This window comes from Candidatus Methylomicrobium oryzae, from assembly GCF_016745425.1.
GTDB classification, from domain to species: domain Bacteria; phylum Pseudomonadota; class Gammaproteobacteria; order Methylococcales; family Methylomonadaceae; genus Methylomicrobium; species Methylomicrobium oryzae.
Genome location: NZ_JAERVK010000004.1, coordinates 237239 through 253916 on the forward strand (window position 1 = coordinate 237239; position 16678 = coordinate 253916).

The 16678-nt window shown below is 56.3% G+C and carries 17 protein-coding genes; 7 read left to right on the top strand and 10 right to left on the bottom strand.

Annotated elements, in window-relative coordinates; translation table 11 throughout:
* Positions 1–7: 7 nt before the first annotated feature.
* The 4 genes from dcd to JJL52_RS06160 form a co-directional block, all read right to left on the bottom strand.
* A complete protein-coding gene (dcd, locus tag JJL52_RS06145) occupies positions 8–574 on the bottom strand; it encodes a dCTP deaminase (RefSeq protein ID WP_202051521.1) in 567 nt (188 codons plus the stop codon).
* Between the two features lie 64 nt (positions 575–638).
* Positions 639–1331, bottom strand: coding sequence for an acireductone synthase (gene mtnC, locus JJL52_RS06150; RefSeq protein ID WP_202051522.1), 693 nt, complete (start codon positions 1329–1331; stop codon positions 639–641).
* Positions 1328–1888, bottom strand: coding sequence for a 1,2-dihydroxy-3-keto-5-methylthiopentene dioxygenase (locus JJL52_RS06155; protein WP_202051523.1), 561 nt, complete (start codon positions 1886–1888; stop codon positions 1328–1330). Before JJL52_RS06155 ends, mtnC begins: the two co-directional genes overlap by 4 nt.
* On the bottom strand, positions 1885–2505 hold the full coding sequence (locus JJL52_RS06160; protein ID WP_202051524.1) for a methylthioribulose 1-phosphate dehydratase: 621 nt from the start codon (positions 2503–2505) through the stop codon (positions 1885–1887). The genes JJL52_RS06155 and JJL52_RS06160 overlap by 4 nt, the downstream gene beginning before the upstream one ends.
* Positions 2506–2673: 168 nt before the next feature.
* Between JJL52_RS06160 and JJL52_RS06165 the strand changes: the two genes are divergently transcribed.
* Both JJL52_RS06165 and JJL52_RS06170 read left to right on the top strand, forming a co-directional pair.
* Positions 2674–3810, top strand: a complete 1137-nt coding sequence (locus JJL52_RS06165) for an efflux RND transporter periplasmic adaptor subunit (RefSeq protein WP_202051525.1) — start codon at positions 2674–2676, stop codon at positions 3808–3810.
* On the top strand, positions 3807–4466 hold the full coding sequence (locus tag JJL52_RS06170; protein WP_202051526.1) for an ATP-binding cassette domain-containing protein: 660 nt from the start codon (positions 3807–3809) through the stop codon (positions 4464–4466). The genes JJL52_RS06165 and JJL52_RS06170 overlap by 4 nt, the downstream gene beginning before the upstream one ends.
* Before the next feature lie 115 nt (positions 4467–4581).
* Here JJL52_RS06170 and JJL52_RS06175 read toward each other — a convergent pair whose 3' ends face one another.
* Both JJL52_RS06175 and JJL52_RS06180 read right to left on the bottom strand, forming a co-directional pair.
* Entirely contained in the window at positions 4582–7662 is a 3081-nt protein-coding gene (locus JJL52_RS06175) for an efflux RND transporter permease subunit (RefSeq protein ID WP_202051527.1), read from the bottom strand.
* A 35-nt stretch (positions 7663–7697) separates the two neighbouring features.
* Positions 7698–8360, bottom strand: coding sequence for a DedA family protein (locus tag JJL52_RS06180; protein WP_202051528.1), 663 nt, complete (start codon positions 8358–8360; stop codon positions 7698–7700).
* Positions 8361–8497: 137 nt separating this feature from the next.
* On the opposite strand from JJL52_RS06180, the gene JJL52_RS06185 reads away from it, so the two are divergent.
* Positions 8498–8731 (top strand): hypothetical protein, encoded by a 234-nt coding sequence (locus JJL52_RS06185; protein WP_202051529.1) that lies wholly within the window; start codon positions 8498–8500, stop codon positions 8729–8731.
* Positions 8732–8826: 95 nt separating this feature from the next.
* Here the strand turns inward: JJL52_RS06185 and yfbR are convergent, their stop codons facing one another.
* Both yfbR and JJL52_RS06195 read right to left on the bottom strand, forming a co-directional pair.
* Positions 8827–9438 (bottom strand): 5'-deoxynucleotidase, encoded by a 612-nt coding sequence (yfbR, locus tag JJL52_RS06190; protein ID WP_202051530.1) that lies wholly within the window; start codon positions 9436–9438, stop codon positions 8827–8829.
* Positions 9438–9698: a hypothetical protein gene (locus JJL52_RS06195; protein WP_202051531.1), complete on the bottom strand. Its 261-nt coding sequence runs from the start codon at positions 9696–9698 to the stop codon at positions 9438–9440. Before JJL52_RS06195 ends, yfbR begins: the two co-directional genes overlap by 1 nt.
* A gap of 76 nt (positions 9699–9774) precedes the next feature.
* Here JJL52_RS06195 and ylqF point away from each other — a divergent pair, with 76 nt between their 5' ends.
* The 3 genes from ylqF to JJL52_RS06210 all read left to right on the top strand — a co-directional run bounded on the left by ylqF (position 9775) and on the right by JJL52_RS06210 (position 12032).
* Positions 9775–10698 carry a ribosome biogenesis GTPase YlqF gene (gene ylqF, locus JJL52_RS06200; protein ID WP_202051532.1) on the top strand — a complete coding sequence of 308 codons (924 nt, stop codon included), beginning with the start codon at positions 9775–9777 and terminating at the stop codon, positions 10696–10698.
* A gap of 333 nt (positions 10699–11031) precedes the next feature.
* A complete protein-coding gene (locus JJL52_RS06205; protein WP_202051533.1) occupies positions 11032–11310 on the top strand; it encodes a hypothetical protein in 279 nt (92 codons plus the stop codon).
* A 149-nt stretch (positions 11311–11459) separates the two neighbouring features.
* On the top strand, positions 11460–12032 hold the full coding sequence (locus tag JJL52_RS06210) for a CAP domain-containing protein (protein ID WP_202051534.1): 573 nt from the start codon (positions 11460–11462) through the stop codon (positions 12030–12032).
* A gap of 12 nt (positions 12033–12044) precedes the next feature.
* Here the strand turns inward: JJL52_RS06210 and JJL52_RS06215 are convergent, their stop codons facing one another.
* Together JJL52_RS06215 and JJL52_RS06220 are read right to left on the bottom strand one after the other, a co-directional pair.
* Positions 12045–13658 (bottom strand): protein adenylyltransferase SelO, encoded by a 1614-nt coding sequence (locus JJL52_RS06215; protein ID WP_202051535.1) that lies wholly within the window; start codon positions 13656–13658, stop codon positions 12045–12047.
* Between the two features lie 241 nt (positions 13659–13899).
* On the bottom strand, positions 13900–14775 hold the full coding sequence (locus tag JJL52_RS06220) for a calcium-binding protein (RefSeq protein WP_202051536.1): 876 nt from the start codon (positions 14773–14775) through the stop codon (positions 13900–13902).
* A 354-nt stretch (positions 14776–15129) separates the two neighbouring features.
* On the opposite strand from JJL52_RS06220, the gene JJL52_RS06225 reads away from it, so the two are divergent.
* Positions 15130–16512 (top strand): L,D-transpeptidase family protein, encoded by a 1383-nt coding sequence (locus tag JJL52_RS06225; RefSeq protein WP_202051537.1) that lies wholly within the window; start codon positions 15130–15132, stop codon positions 16510–16512.
* Positions 16513–16678 lie beyond the last annotated feature (166 nt).

Sequence of the window (16678 nt, forward strand, 5' to 3'; positions counted from 1 at the left end):
CCACCTGTCACGCGCGCGGCAAAGTCACTCCGGTTTGCCCCTGGTATTTGCCGCCGCGGTCTTTATAAGACGTTTCGCAAACTTCGTCGCTGCCGAAAAACAGCATCTGCGCGACGCCTTCGTTCGCATAGATTTTCGCGGGCAGATTCGTCGTATTCGAAAACTCCAGCGTTACATGCCCTTCCCATTCGGGTTCGAGCGGCGTTACATTCACGATGATGCCGCAGCGCGCATAAGTCGACTTGCCCAGGCAAACGGTCAATACATCCCGCGGAATACGGAAATACTCCACCGTCCGCGCCAGGGCGAACGAGTTCGGCGGGATGATGCAAACATCGGACTTCACGTCGACGAAACTGTTCGAATCGAAATCCTTCGGATCGACGATCGCGGAATTGATATTGGTGAATATCTTGAACTCGTCCGAACAACGCACATCGTAACCGTAGCTCGATGTCCCGAACGAGATGACCCGCCCCTTTTCGGAATCTCTGACCTGACCGCTTTCAAACGGCGTAATCATGCCGTATTCGGCCGCCATACGGCGAATCCATCTATCCGATTTAATGCTCATCGCAGCTTTAAAACCTTGAAAAATACAAACATAAAGCGCGCATTGTAACAAATAACCGTGAAAATCACCGGTCGTTTGAAAAAACGATCTCGATCTGATCGAAATCCTGCACCTGAAGATGCTCCGCATCGGAATCCGGTTTGCCCTCCCGGACCAGCCAGATGGTGTGGAATCCGGCCTGCCTCGCCGCATCGAGCTCCTCTTTGATATCGGACAAAAACAGCAAAGACTCGGGCAACAACTGCAGTTCATCCTTAATGCGCCGGTACGAATCGACTTCCCGCTTGCCGCCGATCCGGGTGTCGAAATAGCCTGAAAACCAGGGCGTCAAATCACCGTAATCCGTATGCGAGAACAGCAGTTTTTGGGCATGCACCGAACCGGAAGAGTAAATGTAAAGACCCAGTCCGCAAGCCTTCCACGCCTTTAGATTTCTTTCGGCGTCTTCATATACGTGACCGGTGAAGGCGCCTTTCCGGTAGCCTTCTTCCCAAATCAGCCCCTGCAGTGCCTTCAGCGGCGTGATCTTTTTATCCTGATCGATCCATTCGACCAATTGCTCAATAGCCTGCCCGGCATCCAATTCTCTTCCTGCCTCCCGGGAAACATCGCGCAGCAATTGCCGCACTTCGGGATCGCCCGCATGATCCCGAACAAACTCGGCAATATGAGCCCGCGCATAGGGGAACAGCACGTCTTTAACGAAAGACAGCGACGAAGTCGTGCCCTCAATATCGGTAACGATCGCTTTGATCATGACAAGCCGGCAACATATTGATCGAATGTCGGAAACGACTGGGCGATGTCGCTGCCGGTGAACGTGGCTACCCAGCCTTCCGGGGTGGTGAACAGTCGGATGCATTTGAAGCAAGGATTCCCGCCCATATCGAACCAGTGCGTCGTGTTGGCCGGCACACTGATCAGATCGCCTTTTTCGCAAAGCACCGCATAGACCTTATCGCCGACATGCAGATAAAAAAGCCCTTTGCCGTCGACGAAAAAACGGACCTCGAAATCCTCATGAATATGCTCGGCCAGAAATTTTTCCCGAAACGCCGCCTTTTGCGGATGATCGGGCTGCAGACTGACTACATCGGCGGACTGGAAGCCGTACTGCAGCATCAGCCGCTCGACCGAATCCCGGTAGGCTTCGATGACGGTTTCCTGATCGGCATCGTCCGTCAGTTCGCGATTCGCGGTCCAGCGCTCGAACTGCACGCCGATCCGGCTCAACTCGGCCGCAATATCGGAGCAGTCGGTATACAAGACTCCTGATTGCGGCTGGTTATCGGGATACACGGTTAATGCGCTCATGCTCTGTTTACTCCGTACAAACGTAATTCACACTCAAACAAATAATCGAGGGCCTCAAGATGCCGTAAGGTTTCGGCAACCGAATCGCCCCAGGTATAAAATCCGTGCCCGGCAATCACGTAACCGTAACAGTCCCGACGCCGGTCCAGATAGCGTTCGACTTCGGCGGCAAGGCGCGGAATATCCTGGTCATTGGCAAAGACCGGTATGACCAGACGGGCTTCGTGAGTGGCAATCCCCTTGAACGCCTTCAGCAGTTCATAATTTTCAAGCGCGATTTCGTTCTTGAAAATTCTGGAAACCAGCACCGAATGAATCGTATGCGGATGCAATACGCAATTGACGGCGGGAAAACGCTTATAGAGGGAAGTATGCAGTAAGGTCTCCGCGGACGGTTTTTTATCGTCGAGCGGATTGGCATCCGCGTCGATCAGCATGATATCCTCGATTTGCAGACGGCCTTTGTGTTTACCCGAAACGGTGATCGCAATCGTGCCGTCCGGCAGTCGAACCGAAAAATTGCCGCTGGTTGCCGGAACCCAGCCTTTACCGTCGATAAATCGCCCCGCTTCGCAAAGATCGGCGGCGGCGTTTAAAAATGCTTCGCTGTATTTCATGGGATCATGATAAAAAATGCCTGTCGGCGAATCCGATAAGATTATAAGTTGAGATCGTTAAAGAATGTAAACTTAATAGCGTAAAATAGCCACGTCGGCAGACTTGCAGCCTTTTCTCTACGGCCAGGTTCTTTCCCATACTTGTCTCATCATCCCACTGAAGCTTCGATGCGCAAAAAAACGCTGACCACTTTGGCAATCCTCGCCATCGCCTTCGCACTAACGGTTTATTATAAACGTCCCAAGCCGGTGGAGGTGGAAATCGTCAGCATTGAAGAGGGGGAGGTCCGGTCCACCGTCTCGAATACTCGCGTCGGCACCGTCAAAGCCTGCCGGCGCGCTTACCTGGCGCCGGCTGCCGGCGGCCAGGTTGCCCAACTGAATGTCAAGGAAGGCGATAAAGTCCGGAAAAACGAGTTATTGATGGAAGTCTGGAATCACGATCTTAAGGCGCAACTCGCACTGCAGGAAGCGCAAATACGCGCAAACCATGCCGCCGCCGAACAGGCCTGCCAGTTGAAAGGCGGCGCAATCCGTGAAGCCGAGCGCATCTCCCGCCTGCAAAAGTATAACCACATCGTTTCGGAAGAGCAGGTCGACACGAAAGTCACCAACGCCAAAGCACAAAGCGCCGCCTGCCTTTCGGCCAAAGCAGCCGTCGATGTCAGCCAGGCCAGCCGGGACGCGGCCAAGGCCGCCATCGAGCGAACCTATGTCGAGGCCCCGTTCGACGGCACGGTCGCCGAAATCAACGTCGAACTCGGCGAATACGTGACGCCTTCGCCGCCCGGCATTCCTACCCTCCCCGCCATCGATCTGCTCGACATCAGCTGCCTGTACGTATCCGCGCCGATCGACGAAGTCGATGCTCCACAGATTAAGACCGGCATGACGGCCTATGTATCGCTGGATGCCTTTCCCGGCAGGCGCTCGCTAGGCACCGTCTCGCGCATCGCACCCTATGTGCTGGAAAAGGAAAAACAGGCGCGCACTGTCGAAGTTGAGGTCAAGCTGACCGATCCGAAAGACCTGCAGGAATTATTGCCCGGCTACAGCGCCGATATCGAAGTCCTATTGGCCGGCAAGCCGAAGGCGTTGCGCATACCCGCCGAAGCGGTGATCGAAAATCATAAAGTCCTTTTGCTGAATGAAGACGGCGTGCTAGAAGAACGCACGTTCAAACCCGGCCTCGCCAACTGGAATTATGTCGAGGTGCTGGCAGGATTGCAGCACGGCGACAAGGTCGTGCTGTCAGTTGGCCAGGAGGGCGTAACCGCAGGCGCGCGGGCGCAGGCGAAACCGTGATCGAGCTCGCGCACATTCGCCGCACATTCCAAGTCGGCGAACAGACCGTCAGGGCGCTGGACGATGTCAGCCTCTCCATTGCCAAAGGCGAATACGTTTCCGTGATGGGGCCGTCCGGATCGGGAAAATCGACCCTATTGAACGTGATCGCGCTGCTCGATCAGCCTTCGGAAGGGCATTATTTGTTGAACGGCCGCCCGGTTACTCAGCTCAGCGACGATGAACTCGCCAAAGTCCGCCGCGAAAACATCGGCTTCGTGTTTCAGTTTTTTCATTTGATCCCGCGCCTGACCGCAGCCGAAAACATCGAAATGCCGATGATTCTGGCAGGCGTAGCTCCTAAAGAACGTAGACAAAGGGTAGCCAGAGCCCTGACCGACGTCAGCCTCGAAAACCGCGCCCACCACAAACCCGACCAGCTCTCGGGCGGGCAGCTCCAGCGCGTCGCGATCGCCCGCGCGATGATCATGAAACCCGAAATCCTACTCGCGGACGAACCGACCGGCAACCTCGACAGCCAGTCCGGCAAGGAAATCATCGAACTCTTGGAAAGCCTGAACCGTCAGGGCGTCACACTGATGGTCATCACCCATGACCCCAATATTGGAGGCAGAGCTCGCCGCAAGATACAAATTATTGATGGCAAAATCATATAATCAAATAAAAGTCCAGTACTTCTATTGACATATTAGCGTAAGGCAGAAAATAAATTTGCCGCTTGCCGACCCTTAATTACTCGGTACAAGTAATACGTATAAAATTTCCGCCCTTTTATCGGGCTTCAAATCTTCCAAACTTTAACAACATCCCCGGCAATAACAACAAGTTCAGCACGGTCGATGACACCAGCCCGCCAATGATGATCGCCGCCATCGGCCCCATGATTTCGCGGCCGGGATTATCGCTGTTGAAGGCGATCGGGAACATCGCCAGCGCGGTCACCAGTGCGGTCATCAAAATCGAAGGCAACCGCTCCTGTGCGCCCAGCACGGCCGAGTCGAAGTTCCAGGCTTTTTTCTCGATCTCGATCAGCTGCCGGTAGTGCGAAATCAGCATGATGCTGTTGCGGACGGTGATCCCGAACAGGGTCACGAAGCCGACCACCGAGCCGACCGACAGCGTCGCGCCGGTAATCAGCACGGCCGCGATTCCGCCGATCAGCGCGAACGGCAGATTGCATAAGGTCAATAGGACATGCCGGAGGCTGCCGATCGCCAAATAGATGAAAATCAGCACACCCATGCCGGCCAATGCCGAGTGTACGATCAAATCCTCGCGCGCCTTCGCCTGCTCGACCGCCGAGCCGGCGAATTCGATATAGCTGTCGCCGGTTTCGGGCAGGTCTTTCGCAATCCGGGCTTTAAGGTCGGCCATGAAGGCATCCAGATCCCTATCCTGCACGTTGCAGGTGACCGTCTGCCGCCGCTGTGCGCCCTCGTGCAGAACATTGTACCGGGTCAGCCCGTAGCGTATATCCGCGACCTGTGCCAATGTGATCAGCTTGCCGTCCAGCGTCCGAATCGGCAATTCCGCGAGCGCTTCGGACCGCTCGCGCAGCCCCGGGGAAAGGGCCACCGCAATGTTGAAAATCCGGTTGCCTTCGAGCTTGCGGCCGGTGATCTGGGTTTCATAGGCAATCCTTAACGTATCGAGCACGATCTTCGGCGTGACGCCCCAGAGGGTGAGTCGATCAAGATTCATCTCGACCCGGATCTGCGGCGCGCCGGGCGGCGAACGCACCTGCACGTCGGCGGCGCCTTCGATCTCCTGCAGCAAGGCGGCCAGCCGACTGGCCTTTTCGTCGAGCCCGTTCAGGTCGTTGCCGTAGATATTCACCGCGACCGGCGCGGTGTAGCCGGAAATCGTCTCGTCGATCCGCTCGGTCAGGAAAGTATTCGCCTCATACGAAATACCAGGAAATTCGTCCAGGGCCCCGCGGATGCGTTCCAGTACCTCGCCTTGTTCGGAGCCGGACATCGGTTTCAGACGAACTTCATACTCGCTGTAATGGCTGCCGTAGGTATCGGCGCCGCGCTCGGCGCGCCCCGCCCACTGCGACATCGATTCGACGCCGGGGATCTGCAGGATTTGCCGAGTCAACTGCGTGCCGATCCGGATCGATTCCTGCAAGGACGTACCCGGCAGACTGCTGGTATGCACGATGAAGTGGCCTTCGCGCAGTTCCGGCAGAAATTGGCTTTTCAGCATCGTGAAGGCCAAAAAGCCCGTCAGGCAGATTCCCAGTCCGCAGCCGATCACCCAATTGAAGCGGCGGTAGATCGCGCGAAGCAACGCCTGATACCAGGGCTTCAGACGCCTGATCAGCGGCGGGTCGCCCATCATTTCGGACAACCCGCCGAGCAGCAGATAACAGAGCGCCGGCGTCAGCGTCAACGCGACCAAGAGCGAGGCCAGAATCGCCAGGATATAGGAATAACCGAGCGGCGCGAACAGGCGCCCGGCCACCCCCGGCAAGGTCAACAGCGGCACGAATACCAGCGCCACGATGAAACTTGCATAGACCACCGAGCCGCGTACTTCCAGCGAAGCACTATAAACGATCTCGGCCGCCTGCTTCGGCTCGGGCGACAGGCGGTTTTCGCGCAGGCGGCGGAAAATGTTTTCGGTGTCGATGATCGCGTCGTCGACCACTTCGCCGAGCGCGATCGCGAGCCCGCCGAGCACCATGATGTTCAAGTTCACACCCGCTTCGAGCAGTACGATCACCGCGCCGACCAGCGACACCGGAATCGCCAGCGCCGAAATGAAGGCGGTGCGGAAATTGTACAGAAACAGGTAAAGAATCAGCACCACGAACAGCCCGCCGACCAACAGATGGCCTGACAGGTTCGAAACCGAGCGTTCGATATAATCGGCTGGCCGGAACAGATGCGGATAAAAAGTGAGCCCCTGTTGTTTGAACAGGCGGCCGAATTCGGTCAGGACCTGCTCGACCTGCCGGGACACCGACAGCGTGTTCGCGCCGTATTGTCCGATCACCATCATCACGATGCCAGCCTTGCCTCCGATCTGCGCCGCGCCAATCGGCGGCTCCGGCGCATAAGTGATCGTCGCCGCATCGCCGAGGGTGACGTTCATGCCCTTGTCGCGTTTCACGATGATTTTCGCGAGCTGCTCCGGCGTGGCGGCGCTCCCCGCCGTCTGCAGGGTGAAACGCTGGTTCCGGTTTTCGATGAAGCCGCCGCCCTGGATCACCCCCGCCTGGGAAGCCGCCAACGTGATGTCTTCGAGCGCGAGATGGAATTTGCGCAGCCGGAGCGGATCAACCTGAACCTGCAATTGCTTGACGTCGCCGCCGAACACATTCACGTCCGCGACGCCGGGCACCGCGAGCAAGCGCGGCACGATCGTCCAGTCGACCAGACTGCGGAGCGCCATCAGGTCCTTACTGTCCGACGTCAGGCCCAGCGTCAGCACGGTCGCCGAGGACGACGACAGCGGCACCGCGACCGGAATCACGCCGGACGGCAACCGGGAAGGCAATTCGGCCAGACGTTCCCCAACCAGCTGCCGGTTGCGGTAGATGTCGGTCTCTTCGGCGAAATTGACCGTCACGATCGATAAGCCCTGGATCGACTCGGAACGAACCGTTTCGAGCCCGATCAGGCCGCTGACCGCCATCTCGATCGGCTGCGTGACTAGGATTTCGACCTGTTCGGCCGACAGGCCCGGCGCTTCGGTTTGAATGATGACCCGCTTCGGCGAAAATTCGGGAAAGATGTCGAGCCCGGCGGTCGCAAAGCGGTAGCCGCCGTAGCCAAGGAGCATCACGGCAATCGCAAGCACGACGCCGTGAAAACGGATCGAAAAGCGGACGAGCGCTGCCAGCATGCGTTATCCGCCCTGCTTAATGATTGTGATCGCGCCTAAACCGGCGCGTTTGCGGAGGCTTTGTTACGGAAATTCTTCCAGACCTGGTGCACGATCGGCAGCAGCGAAATCGCGACGATGCTTAAAATCACCAGTTCGAAATTCTTCTGCACGATTTCCAGATTGCCGAACTGGTAACCCAGCGTTGTTAGGCCGCCGACCCAGAGCATCGCGCCGCCGATGCAAAAGCCGATATAACGCGCATAGCGCATATTGCCGGCGCCTGCCACGAACGGCGCCACGGTCCGGATCAGCGGCACAAAGCGCGCGATGATCACGGTGCGACCGCCGTATTGGTCGTAGTAGGCTTCGGTCCGCTCGATATATTCACGCTTGAAGAAACCGATTTTTTCCCGCGCCTTGATTCTTTTACCGAGAAACCGGCCCACTACGTAATTCACGTTGTCGCCGGTCAACGCGGCCGCGATCAACAGCGCGATCAGCACGTAAATGTCCAGCTGACCGGTGCTGGCGGTCAGCGCGCCGGCCGCGAACAGCAGCGAGTCGCCCGGCAGCCAGGGCATCACGACCAGACCGGTTTCGCAGAATACGATCAGGAACAGAATCGTATAGGTCAGCGTCCCGTATCGGGCGAAAATGTCGGCCAGATGCGCATTGATGTGCAGGAAGAAATCGAGAACGTGGGTCAATATGTCCATAAGTATGAGAATCGCGTAGTAAATGCAAACAGTTCGGGTGCCGAACGCTCGACTTCGAAAAAAAGTGTATTGATGAAGCTAGAACACATTATATAGAATAACCCGCCCGCACCCGAATCCATGAGACCGCCGAAGCCATGTTGAAACAAATCAAAGACTCACCCAAACTCGAACAGCTCAAAGCCCGCCACCCGAACGCCAATGTGGTCGTCATCGTTTTCGCGATCGTGATGTTATGGCGAGGCGCCTGGGGATTGCTCGACACCTATCTGTTCCCCGGCTCGCCAACCTTGAGCTATCTGGTCTGCATCGGCCTCGGCGCCGCGATCCTGTATCTGGATAATTTCAGCATCGATAATCTGAAGCGGTAAAATCCGTTCAGAATGATGCAGCCTCGATGCAGCGCAACGGACTCGAGGGAACCCAACGCGATTTCGTTTCGCTCCATCGAGGCTACGCCCATTGATCAGGTCTTCATCAAGCCGTCCAGCGTCAATCCGCAGCTCGGTGCGAACGCCTGCATAAAAAACACCACTTCCGGCTGCCGGTAACCGGCTATCGTTTCGGCCAGATCCTGCGCGGCGGTTTCGAATTCGGTATTGCCGGCCTTCATCTCCGCCTGGCATTTCAAATAAGCGGAGATCTTATCGGCCGCCTTGATGATCCGGACATGCTCTTCGGGCATCGCGTCATGCAGGATCAGCGTCTCGAAATCGGCCTGCAGCTCGGGCGGCAAGAGTTTCAAGAGTTCCTTCTCGGCCTGCTTTTCGATCTGCTTATAGGCAACGTTGATCGCTTCGGAATGGTATTTAATCGGCGTCGGCAGGTCGCCGGTAATCACCTCGGTAATATCGTGATAGAGCGCCGCGGTCGCCACCGCATTCGCGTCGAGATTTCCGCCGTAGTAGCGGTTCTTGATCAACGCCAGCGTATGCGCGATCACCGACACTTCCCAACTGTGCTCCATCACGTTTTCCTCGTGCGCGTTGCGCTTGAGCCCCCAGCGCTTGATCCAGCGGAGCCGCGACAGGTAGGCGTAGAAAGGGGTCGAGACCGAGATTTCTGCCGTATCAGCCATCAGAATTCTTCGACAAAAGTGTTTTCCAGCGGCGTCTGCACGTAATGCTTGTTTTCGTCCCAGAAATAATAGTAGCCCTTGTCGGTCGAAGTCACTTTGCCGCTCCTGACGATCCAGGTCTTTTCGGTGTTGCCGTTCGCATAGGTCACCCGGTAATTGCCGTCCATATATTCGACCGCTTTGCGCGATATTTGGTTAAACCAATCCTGCGAACACCCCGTCAACAGGACTAACGGGGCAAAGAAAATCAATTTTTTCATGAGGTCTTCGATCAATTTGGCGTGACGATGGGAATTTTGATGGTTAAATATAGCATTTTGCCCTCTACAAGACACCATGCAGATTCAGTGGTATCCCGGCCATATGCACAAGGCCGGCAAGGAAATAAAGGAAATCCTGCCGAAAACCGACATCGTGATCGAAGTGCTCGACGCGCGTATCCCGTTCAGCAGCGCCAATCCGCTGCTGGCTGAACTGCGCGGCGACAAGCCCTGCCTGAAGGTGCTGAACAAGAGCGATCTGGCTGACCCGGAACTGACCGCCGAGTGGCAAACCTATCTGGAGCAGGAGCACGGCGTCAAAACGCTCGCCCTGACCAGCCGCGATCCCGAAAAGATGCGTCGAATTCCGGAGCTCTGCCGGAAAATGCTGGCCGATCAGATACAAGACGACCGGATCGTGCACGCGCTGATCATGGGCATTCCGAACGTCGGCAAATCGACCCTGATCAACATCCTGGCCGGCCGCACGGTCGCCAAGACCGGCAACGAGCCGGCCGTGACCAAGACCCAGCAGCGTATCGCAATCGGCAACAATGTCGTGCTGCTCGACACCCCCGGCATGCTCTGGCCGAACATCGAAAACAAACACAGCGGCTTCCGGCTCGCCGCGACCGGCGCAATCAAGGACACCGCGCTGCATCATGAGGCGGTCGCCGCTTTCGTGGCCGGCTACCTGAGCCGGCAGTATCCCGCCTGCCTACGCGAACGCTTCCGATTGGAGCTGATTCCGGAATCGGATGATGCGGTACTGGAAGCGATCGGCCGCAAGCGCGGCTGCCTGCGCGCCGGGGGGCGCGTGGATTTGGACAAGGCTGCCAAAATCCTGCTTGCTGAACTCCGCTCCGGCGCATTGGGGCGAATCACGCTGGAAACACCGGACATGATGGAGCGGGAATTGGCCGAGGTGGCGGTGATTCGAGGGCAGAAGGCGGAGAAAAAACGGCTGCGCAAGGAGAATAGAAGCTCTTCAAAAAATTAGCCTTTGTAGATTGGGTTGGCGAAGACAACCCAGCATCGCAGCAGAAAATGTTGGGTTGCCCAAAAGCAGGCAACCCAACCTTGTATGATCAAATCTAATAAAAAATCTTGCCAAGGAAATCAGGTAAGCTGTAATAGGACCGTAGGGTGTGCTGAACGCAGTGAAGCGCACCGAGTGCCCTTTAGGGTATCAATCGCGAACGATGCGCCTCCTTTCGTCGGCACATCCTACGAATTTCCCTACCGAAAAATTGAATGCGCGCGTTTCGCTTGAGCGTGAGAAAACAATTTGATACCGTGCCGCCGTTACTGACTTCATTCAAGGAATTTTATTATGATCGGCACCATTACCGCTTTCCTGATCGCCTACTGGTTTTACAAAAGCGCCGAAGCAACCGGCAGGAATCCTTTATCCTCGGCCGGACTCGGCTTTCTGGCCTATCTGATTCCCTGCATTGCCTGGACCCTGGCTGTAACGCCGGGCCTGCGCGATGCGGTTGAACATAATCCCGGCACCCTGTCCGGCCTGTTCGTCAATTACGCTTATATCCTGACGGGTGCCGGCTGCGCTGCCGGAGTCAAATTTTTGCATTTCAGACAGGCGAAACCGTAAAAAGCCAGGCAGCTCCGGCAACCAGCTGCAATGGAACGGCCGGGGCAATAGGCCCCGGCCGGCACGCGAAAAAAGTCTTAAGGATCTTCTTGTTTTTTCCTGTAAAATGCTGGAGCTAAACCTCGTACTCCGCTTTATCCTTCCGCTTCATGCTGAAACTGCTTCCGACTTTTCTTTTATGGTTAGGCTTAATCCCGGCCGCTCCATCGGCGCATGCTGCGCTGCCTCCCTCCATCGATGCCGCCGAACTGGAGCGGCAAATCCATCAACAGATCAATCGGGAACGGCAAAAGCAGGGGCTGGCGCCCTTGGGGGACGATGAGGGGCTCGTTGCGATCGCACGCAATCATAGCCTGGACATGGCGCGGCATCATTTCTTCAACCATGTGAACCTGCGAGGCGAACTCCCTTCGGACAGGGCCAGACGCCAGGGGTGGAATCAGCGGAAGCAGATAGCGCCCGCCACCGTAGCTGTCGGCATCGCCGAAAATATTTTTCTGGCGCGCCTTTACGAGAAAATCTATACCCTCAAGGAAAACGGCATTACCGTTGGGAAGGAATACGAGTGGACCGACACGGACCGGCTGGTTCAAACGATCGTCCAGGGCTGGATGGACAGTCCGCACCACCGGAAAGTGATGCTGTCATCGCAATATGATCGGCAAGGAATCGGTGTCGTGATTTCTGAATACGATGTCTACGTGACCGAGAATTTGTTTTAACACCCGCCAAGATCACGAACTGCACGACAGCATCGAGCAGCCCGCCCGGCTGCGCGCCCAGTCCGGGCGTTTCGCGGCGTAATGCTCCTTCCCGGGTTGTTCGTCGTAGGGCCTACGGCATAAGTCGAGCAGTTCGTCCACCATCGAAGAATCGCCCTGTTCCGCCTTATCGATCGCCAGCTGAGAGAGATAATTGCGCAGCACGTATTTCGGGTTGACCGCATCCATCCGGCTGCGCCGCGCCGCATCGGAAAGACCTCCCTGCCGGAGCCGCTCATGATACCGGCCGAGCCAGGCATCCCGCCTTTCCAGGTAATCCGCAGACAATTGCTCCGGCCGATAATAACAGTCTTCCAACAGCTCGACGATCCGGGTTTTCCAGCCGGGGCGATTCTCGGCCGTATCCAGTGAAGCGAGCCGCCGGAAAAACAGCGTCATATCCGTTTCGACCTTTTGCAGCAGCACCAGGAGTTCGATGCTCAGGTCCTCGTCGGTTTCGGGACGATAGTCCGCAATGCCGAGCTTCCCGGCCATCATCCGCTGCCATTCCCGGTCGAAGGTTTCGGCATAGGCAGCCAGACCCGCCTGCAGCGGCCCGGCATCGCCGAACACGGGGAACAGCGCATTGGCCAATTGGCCGAGATTCCAGTACGCAATTTGCGGCTGCTGGCCGAAACGGTAGCGGCGCTGGTCGGCATCGGTCGTGTTCGGCGTCCAGTGCGGATCGTAATTGTCCAGCCAGCCGTAGGGGCCGTAGTCGATCGTCAGTCCCAGGATCGACATATTGTCGGTATTCATCACCCCGTGCACGAAACCGACCCGCTGCCAGTGCACGATCATCTCAGCCGTCTTCCGGGAGACTTCCAGAAACCAGTCGGCATACACGGCCGGCGACGGCTCGCCGAAATGCGGAAAATCGACACGGATCGTGTAGTCGACGAAGCGGCGTAAAAGGTCGGTCTCGCCGCGGGCTGCCAGAATCTGAAAATTGCCGAAACGGATGAACGACGGCGACACCCGACAGACGATCGCGCCCGGCTCGGGTCGCGGGTTGCCGTTGTAGAACATATCGCGGATTACCTGTTCGCCGGTCAGCACCACGCTCAAGGCGCGAGTGGTCGGCACTCCGAGATGGTGCATCGCCTCGCTGCATAAAAATTCGCGGATCGACGAGCGGAGCACGGCCAGTCCGTCCGCATTGCGCGAATAAGGCGTCGGACCTGCGCCCTTCAGTTGCAAGACCCAGCGTTCGCCTTGACGGTTAATGACTTCGCCCAGATTGATCGCGCGCCCGTCGCCGAGCTGACCCGCCCAGAAACCGAACTGGTGCCCGCCGTAGCACATCGCGAAAGGCTCCATGCTTCGCGCCAGACGATTCCCCGCAAACACCTGGGTAAAATCCCCGGAGGCGCAGAGCTCCGGGGACAAGTCCAGCAAGTCGGCCACCTCTCGGGAATAAGCAACCAATTGCGGCGCTGCCACTTTGGTCGGACTGACGCGGGAATAACAGGCATCGGCGACTTGTCGGCGAAAGTTGGCCGTTTCAGGATCGCCGGGGAGTTCGCGGATGAAGCGATTGTCGAAGACCAGGTCGTCGAGAGAGGAAAGCAATGTACGGGCGTTCATGAACGATTAAGACAGCCTTGGCGATTGGGCGTTCTCTAATTCTGACTTTTTAAGTCGGAAATTGTCAAGTTTCGGGCCAATATTGGGCAGGTAGCGTTCGCCTAGAACGTCAACGCCTTTGCAGTTGCTAAAAAAATAGCCGCGTATGCGGCTATTTTTCAGTCGAAGCGACCAAAGATAAAAAACAGGCCTGACGTTCGTTATAGAGTTGCCGTCCGTACCGGAAGACAATTTTTAAAAATTAATGGTGCTTCGGCCCATGATCATCTTCGGATTCGGTTGCCGAGCATTCTGCAACATCTGTGTCATCCGGATGATCGTCATCGTCCTCATCAAGGCAGTTGTCTTTGCCGCGGCCGCCGTCAATCTCGTCAAGGCCATCGTCACCATTGATATTATCCGTACCGTTGCCGCCCGACATTATGTCGTCGCCGGGACCGCCGGACAAATCATCGTTGCCGTTGCCGCCCTCCAGTCGGTCGCTGTCGGAATCGTCCGTAGCGTCATCGCCATCGTCCAAATCGGCATCGTCCAAATCGTCATTATCATTGTCATAGCCGGATAGATAATCAGAACCGTTGCCACCGTATACACTATCGTCGCCCAAGCCGCCGTACAAATCATCCGAGCCATTGTTACCCTGAATTGTATCGTCGCCGCCGGCACCGTAAACGACATCGTTGCCGTTCATTCCGCAAATAGAGTCTGATCCTTCCGTCCCCCAAATGGTATCGGCTTTGTTGCTTCCGAAAATGTTCAGGCCGGTATAGCTATATACGGGATCATCATTATTGTTCAGAATAGGGTCGCCATTGTTATCTTCGGCAGGCACCGCCAGGGGAGTTGGCCCTACTGTCCGACATTCGCCCGTAAAATCCGCATCTTCACAAATTTCATAAAAATCATCGGTAGGATCGTCCGTGGTACCGCCGTCATTGACATGGCCATTACGAAATTTGCTCGTCAATACTACGTCGGCATCGGCAGCGTTGAACGTGCATTTCTTTATCGATTGCTTGTTGGCATTTGGATGGCCGGGAGTCGCCCATGCAAAATCCATTGATGCCAAACCGCCCAAACAGAGCCATATGCCTGTGTAAATCAGCTTTTTATTCATTGTTGTATCCTCATTACATGTGAAAACTTCAAAAATTGAGAATTGAAGAAAAGCTCAAAAAGTGATGCAGCTTCGCAATCATTTTCGCAGGTGAAAGTAGCCTAAAACCAAAAAATTACTGTGGCTGTATTCTGAGATTTGTTACTTTATCCTAACGTAAAACGCTTAGCCAGCAATTAAACCGGAGGGATAACCGAGAGCCGACCGAATCATTAAGCGCCTGATTCGATAATAGAATTCTTACCCTAACCACTTAAAAAACAGGACGATTAATCCGTCTTTAATCTTTAGGCGGTATGCTCAAGCTTGTACCCAAAAAGATGCATTACTTAGCATTTAAGTTCAAACACTGTCATGATCATATCGTCTTACGCTCCCCGCCGGCGCACTGCGCCTATTTTGATTGCCGCTCTCGGCAGCCTGCTGAGCGGCTGTCAAACGCTGTCTTCCTGGTTTCCCGACGAACCTCCTGCCGTCAGCACCCCGGAAGCCGGCCGCCAGAAAGTCGGCACGATCGCCAGCCATCGATTCGACCTGGGGCCCGGCCAGGAAATGGTCGGCACCCTTGCCGCGATCGACACGAACCCAAGCGATACCCTGTCCGATATCGCCCGCCATTACGGCCTGGGTTTCAACGACATCACGATCGCGAACAAGGGGGTTAAACCCTGGACCCCCCAGCCCGGCAGCCGCGTGATCCTGCCGCTGCAATTCATTGTGCCTGATGCGTCGCGCAAGGACATCGTGCTGAATCTCGCGAATATGCGTTTGTTTTATTATCCGAAAAAAGAACCGAACACGCTCTATACCTATCCGGTCGGCATTGGGCGGCAAGGCTGGAGCTCGCCGATCGGTGCAACCAGCATCGTCGAAAAACAGGCCAATCCGGTATGGCACGTGCCGCCGTCGATCCAGCGCGAGCATGCGGAAAAAGGCGATATACTGCCCGCCGCCGTACGTGCGGGTCCCGACAATCCGCTCGGCTATTATGCGATGCGGCTCGGGTTTCCGAGCTACCTGATCCACGGCACCAACAAGCCCTACGGCATCGGCATGCAGATCAGCCACGGCTGTATCCAGCTTTATCCCGAAGACATCGAAACGCTGTTCGGTAAAGTCGCGGTCGGGGCGAAGGTCCGCATCGTGCATCAGCCTTATCTGGCCGCCTGGCAGCAGGATCAACTGTATATCGAAGCGCACGAACCGCTTGACAAATGGGCCGCCGGCAAGATCAAACTGAAGAAGCAATTTCTGAATAAACTGAAAAGTTTGGCAGCAGAAAAACAGGCCGATATCGACTGGGAGAAGGTCGAGCGGGTGATCCGGCGCTCGGACGGCATCCCGGTGCCGGTACTGAAGAACAGCCCGGAACTGGCGGCATTGACGCAACAGGCCGTGCAACTGGCGCATCCCGAACGGCTGTACGGGCAACCCGAAGTCACCGAACTCAAAGACGGCGACTGGTCGATGCGTGTCGCAACCTTCAGAACCGAAACCGAAGCCGAACAGCTGGCCGCCATGCTGAATCATCAGGGGCCGCCGATTCCGGCCCGCAAGGTGAAACTGAAGGACGAATACCACGTGATCGCCGGCCCATACAAGAACAAGAAGGAAGTCAATAAAGCCGCCAAACGCGTACTGATGGATTTCGAGCTGAAGGCCGAAGCGATCAAGCCGGGACAACGGCCTGATTCGGCGGTCGTTTCCAGTATTGGCTCCGACAGCCCGGTCAACTAAGGAATAATGTGAATCGGGGGCGAGGCTCAGGGAGATCAATCGGTAGCGGCCCCGTCCCCACCCTCAGCCTCCTTGCCCCCGCTCTTTAGTGGCGGAATTGCACTCATGGAGCAGCCTCTGTAGGGGGTACGCTGTGCGTACCATAGGAAGTTGAAAAGGTACGCGC

Coding starts and splice junctions, on each gene's coding strand:
- dcd (WP_202051521.1), bottom strand. CDS start 574: ATGAGCATTAAATCGGATAGATGGATTCGCCGTATGGCGGCCGAATAC.
- mtnC (WP_202051522.1), bottom strand. CDS start 1,331: ATGATCAAAGCGATCGTTACCGATATTGAGGGCACGACTTCGTCGCTG.
- JJL52_RS06155 (WP_202051523.1), bottom strand. CDS start 1,888: ATGAGCGCATTAACCGTGTATCCCGATAACCAGCCGCAATCAGGAGTC.
- JJL52_RS06160 (WP_202051524.1), bottom strand. CDS start 2,505: ATGAAATACAGCGAAGCATTTTTAAACGCCGCCGCCGATCTTTGCGAA.
- JJL52_RS06165 (WP_202051525.1), top strand. CDS start 2,674: ATGCGCAAAAAAACGCTGACCACTTTGGCAATCCTCGCCATCGCCTTC.
- JJL52_RS06175 (WP_202051527.1), bottom strand. CDS start 7,662: ATGCTGGCAGCGCTCGTCCGCTTTTCGATCCGTTTTCACGGCGTCGTG.
- JJL52_RS06180 (WP_202051528.1), bottom strand. CDS start 8,360: ATGGACATATTGACCCACGTTCTCGATTTCTTCCTGCACATCAATGCG.
- JJL52_RS06185 (WP_202051529.1), top strand. CDS start 8,498: ATGTTGAAACAAATCAAAGACTCACCCAAACTCGAACAGCTCAAAGCC.
- yfbR (WP_202051530.1), bottom strand. CDS start 9,438: ATGGCTGATACGGCAGAAATCTCGGTCTCGACCCCTTTCTACGCCTAC.
- JJL52_RS06195 (WP_202051531.1), bottom strand. CDS start 9,698: ATGAAAAAATTGATTTTCTTTGCCCCGTTAGTCCTGTTGACGGGGTGT.
- ylqF (WP_202051532.1), top strand. CDS start 9,775: ATGCAGATTCAGTGGTATCCCGGCCATATGCACAAGGCCGGCAAGGAA.
- JJL52_RS06205 (WP_202051533.1), top strand. CDS start 11,032: ATGATCGGCACCATTACCGCTTTCCTGATCGCCTACTGGTTTTACAAA.
- JJL52_RS06210 (WP_202051534.1), top strand. CDS start 11,460: ATGCTGAAACTGCTTCCGACTTTTCTTTTATGGTTAGGCTTAATCCCG.
- JJL52_RS06215 (WP_202051535.1), bottom strand. CDS start 13,658: ATGAACGCCCGTACATTGCTTTCCTCTCTCGACGACCTGGTCTTCGAC.
- JJL52_RS06220 (WP_202051536.1), bottom strand. CDS start 14,775: ATGAATAAAAAGCTGATTTACACAGGCATATGGCTCTGTTTGGGCGGT.
- JJL52_RS06225 (WP_202051537.1), top strand. CDS start 15,130: ATGATCATATCGTCTTACGCTCCCCGCCGGCGCACTGCGCCTATTTTG.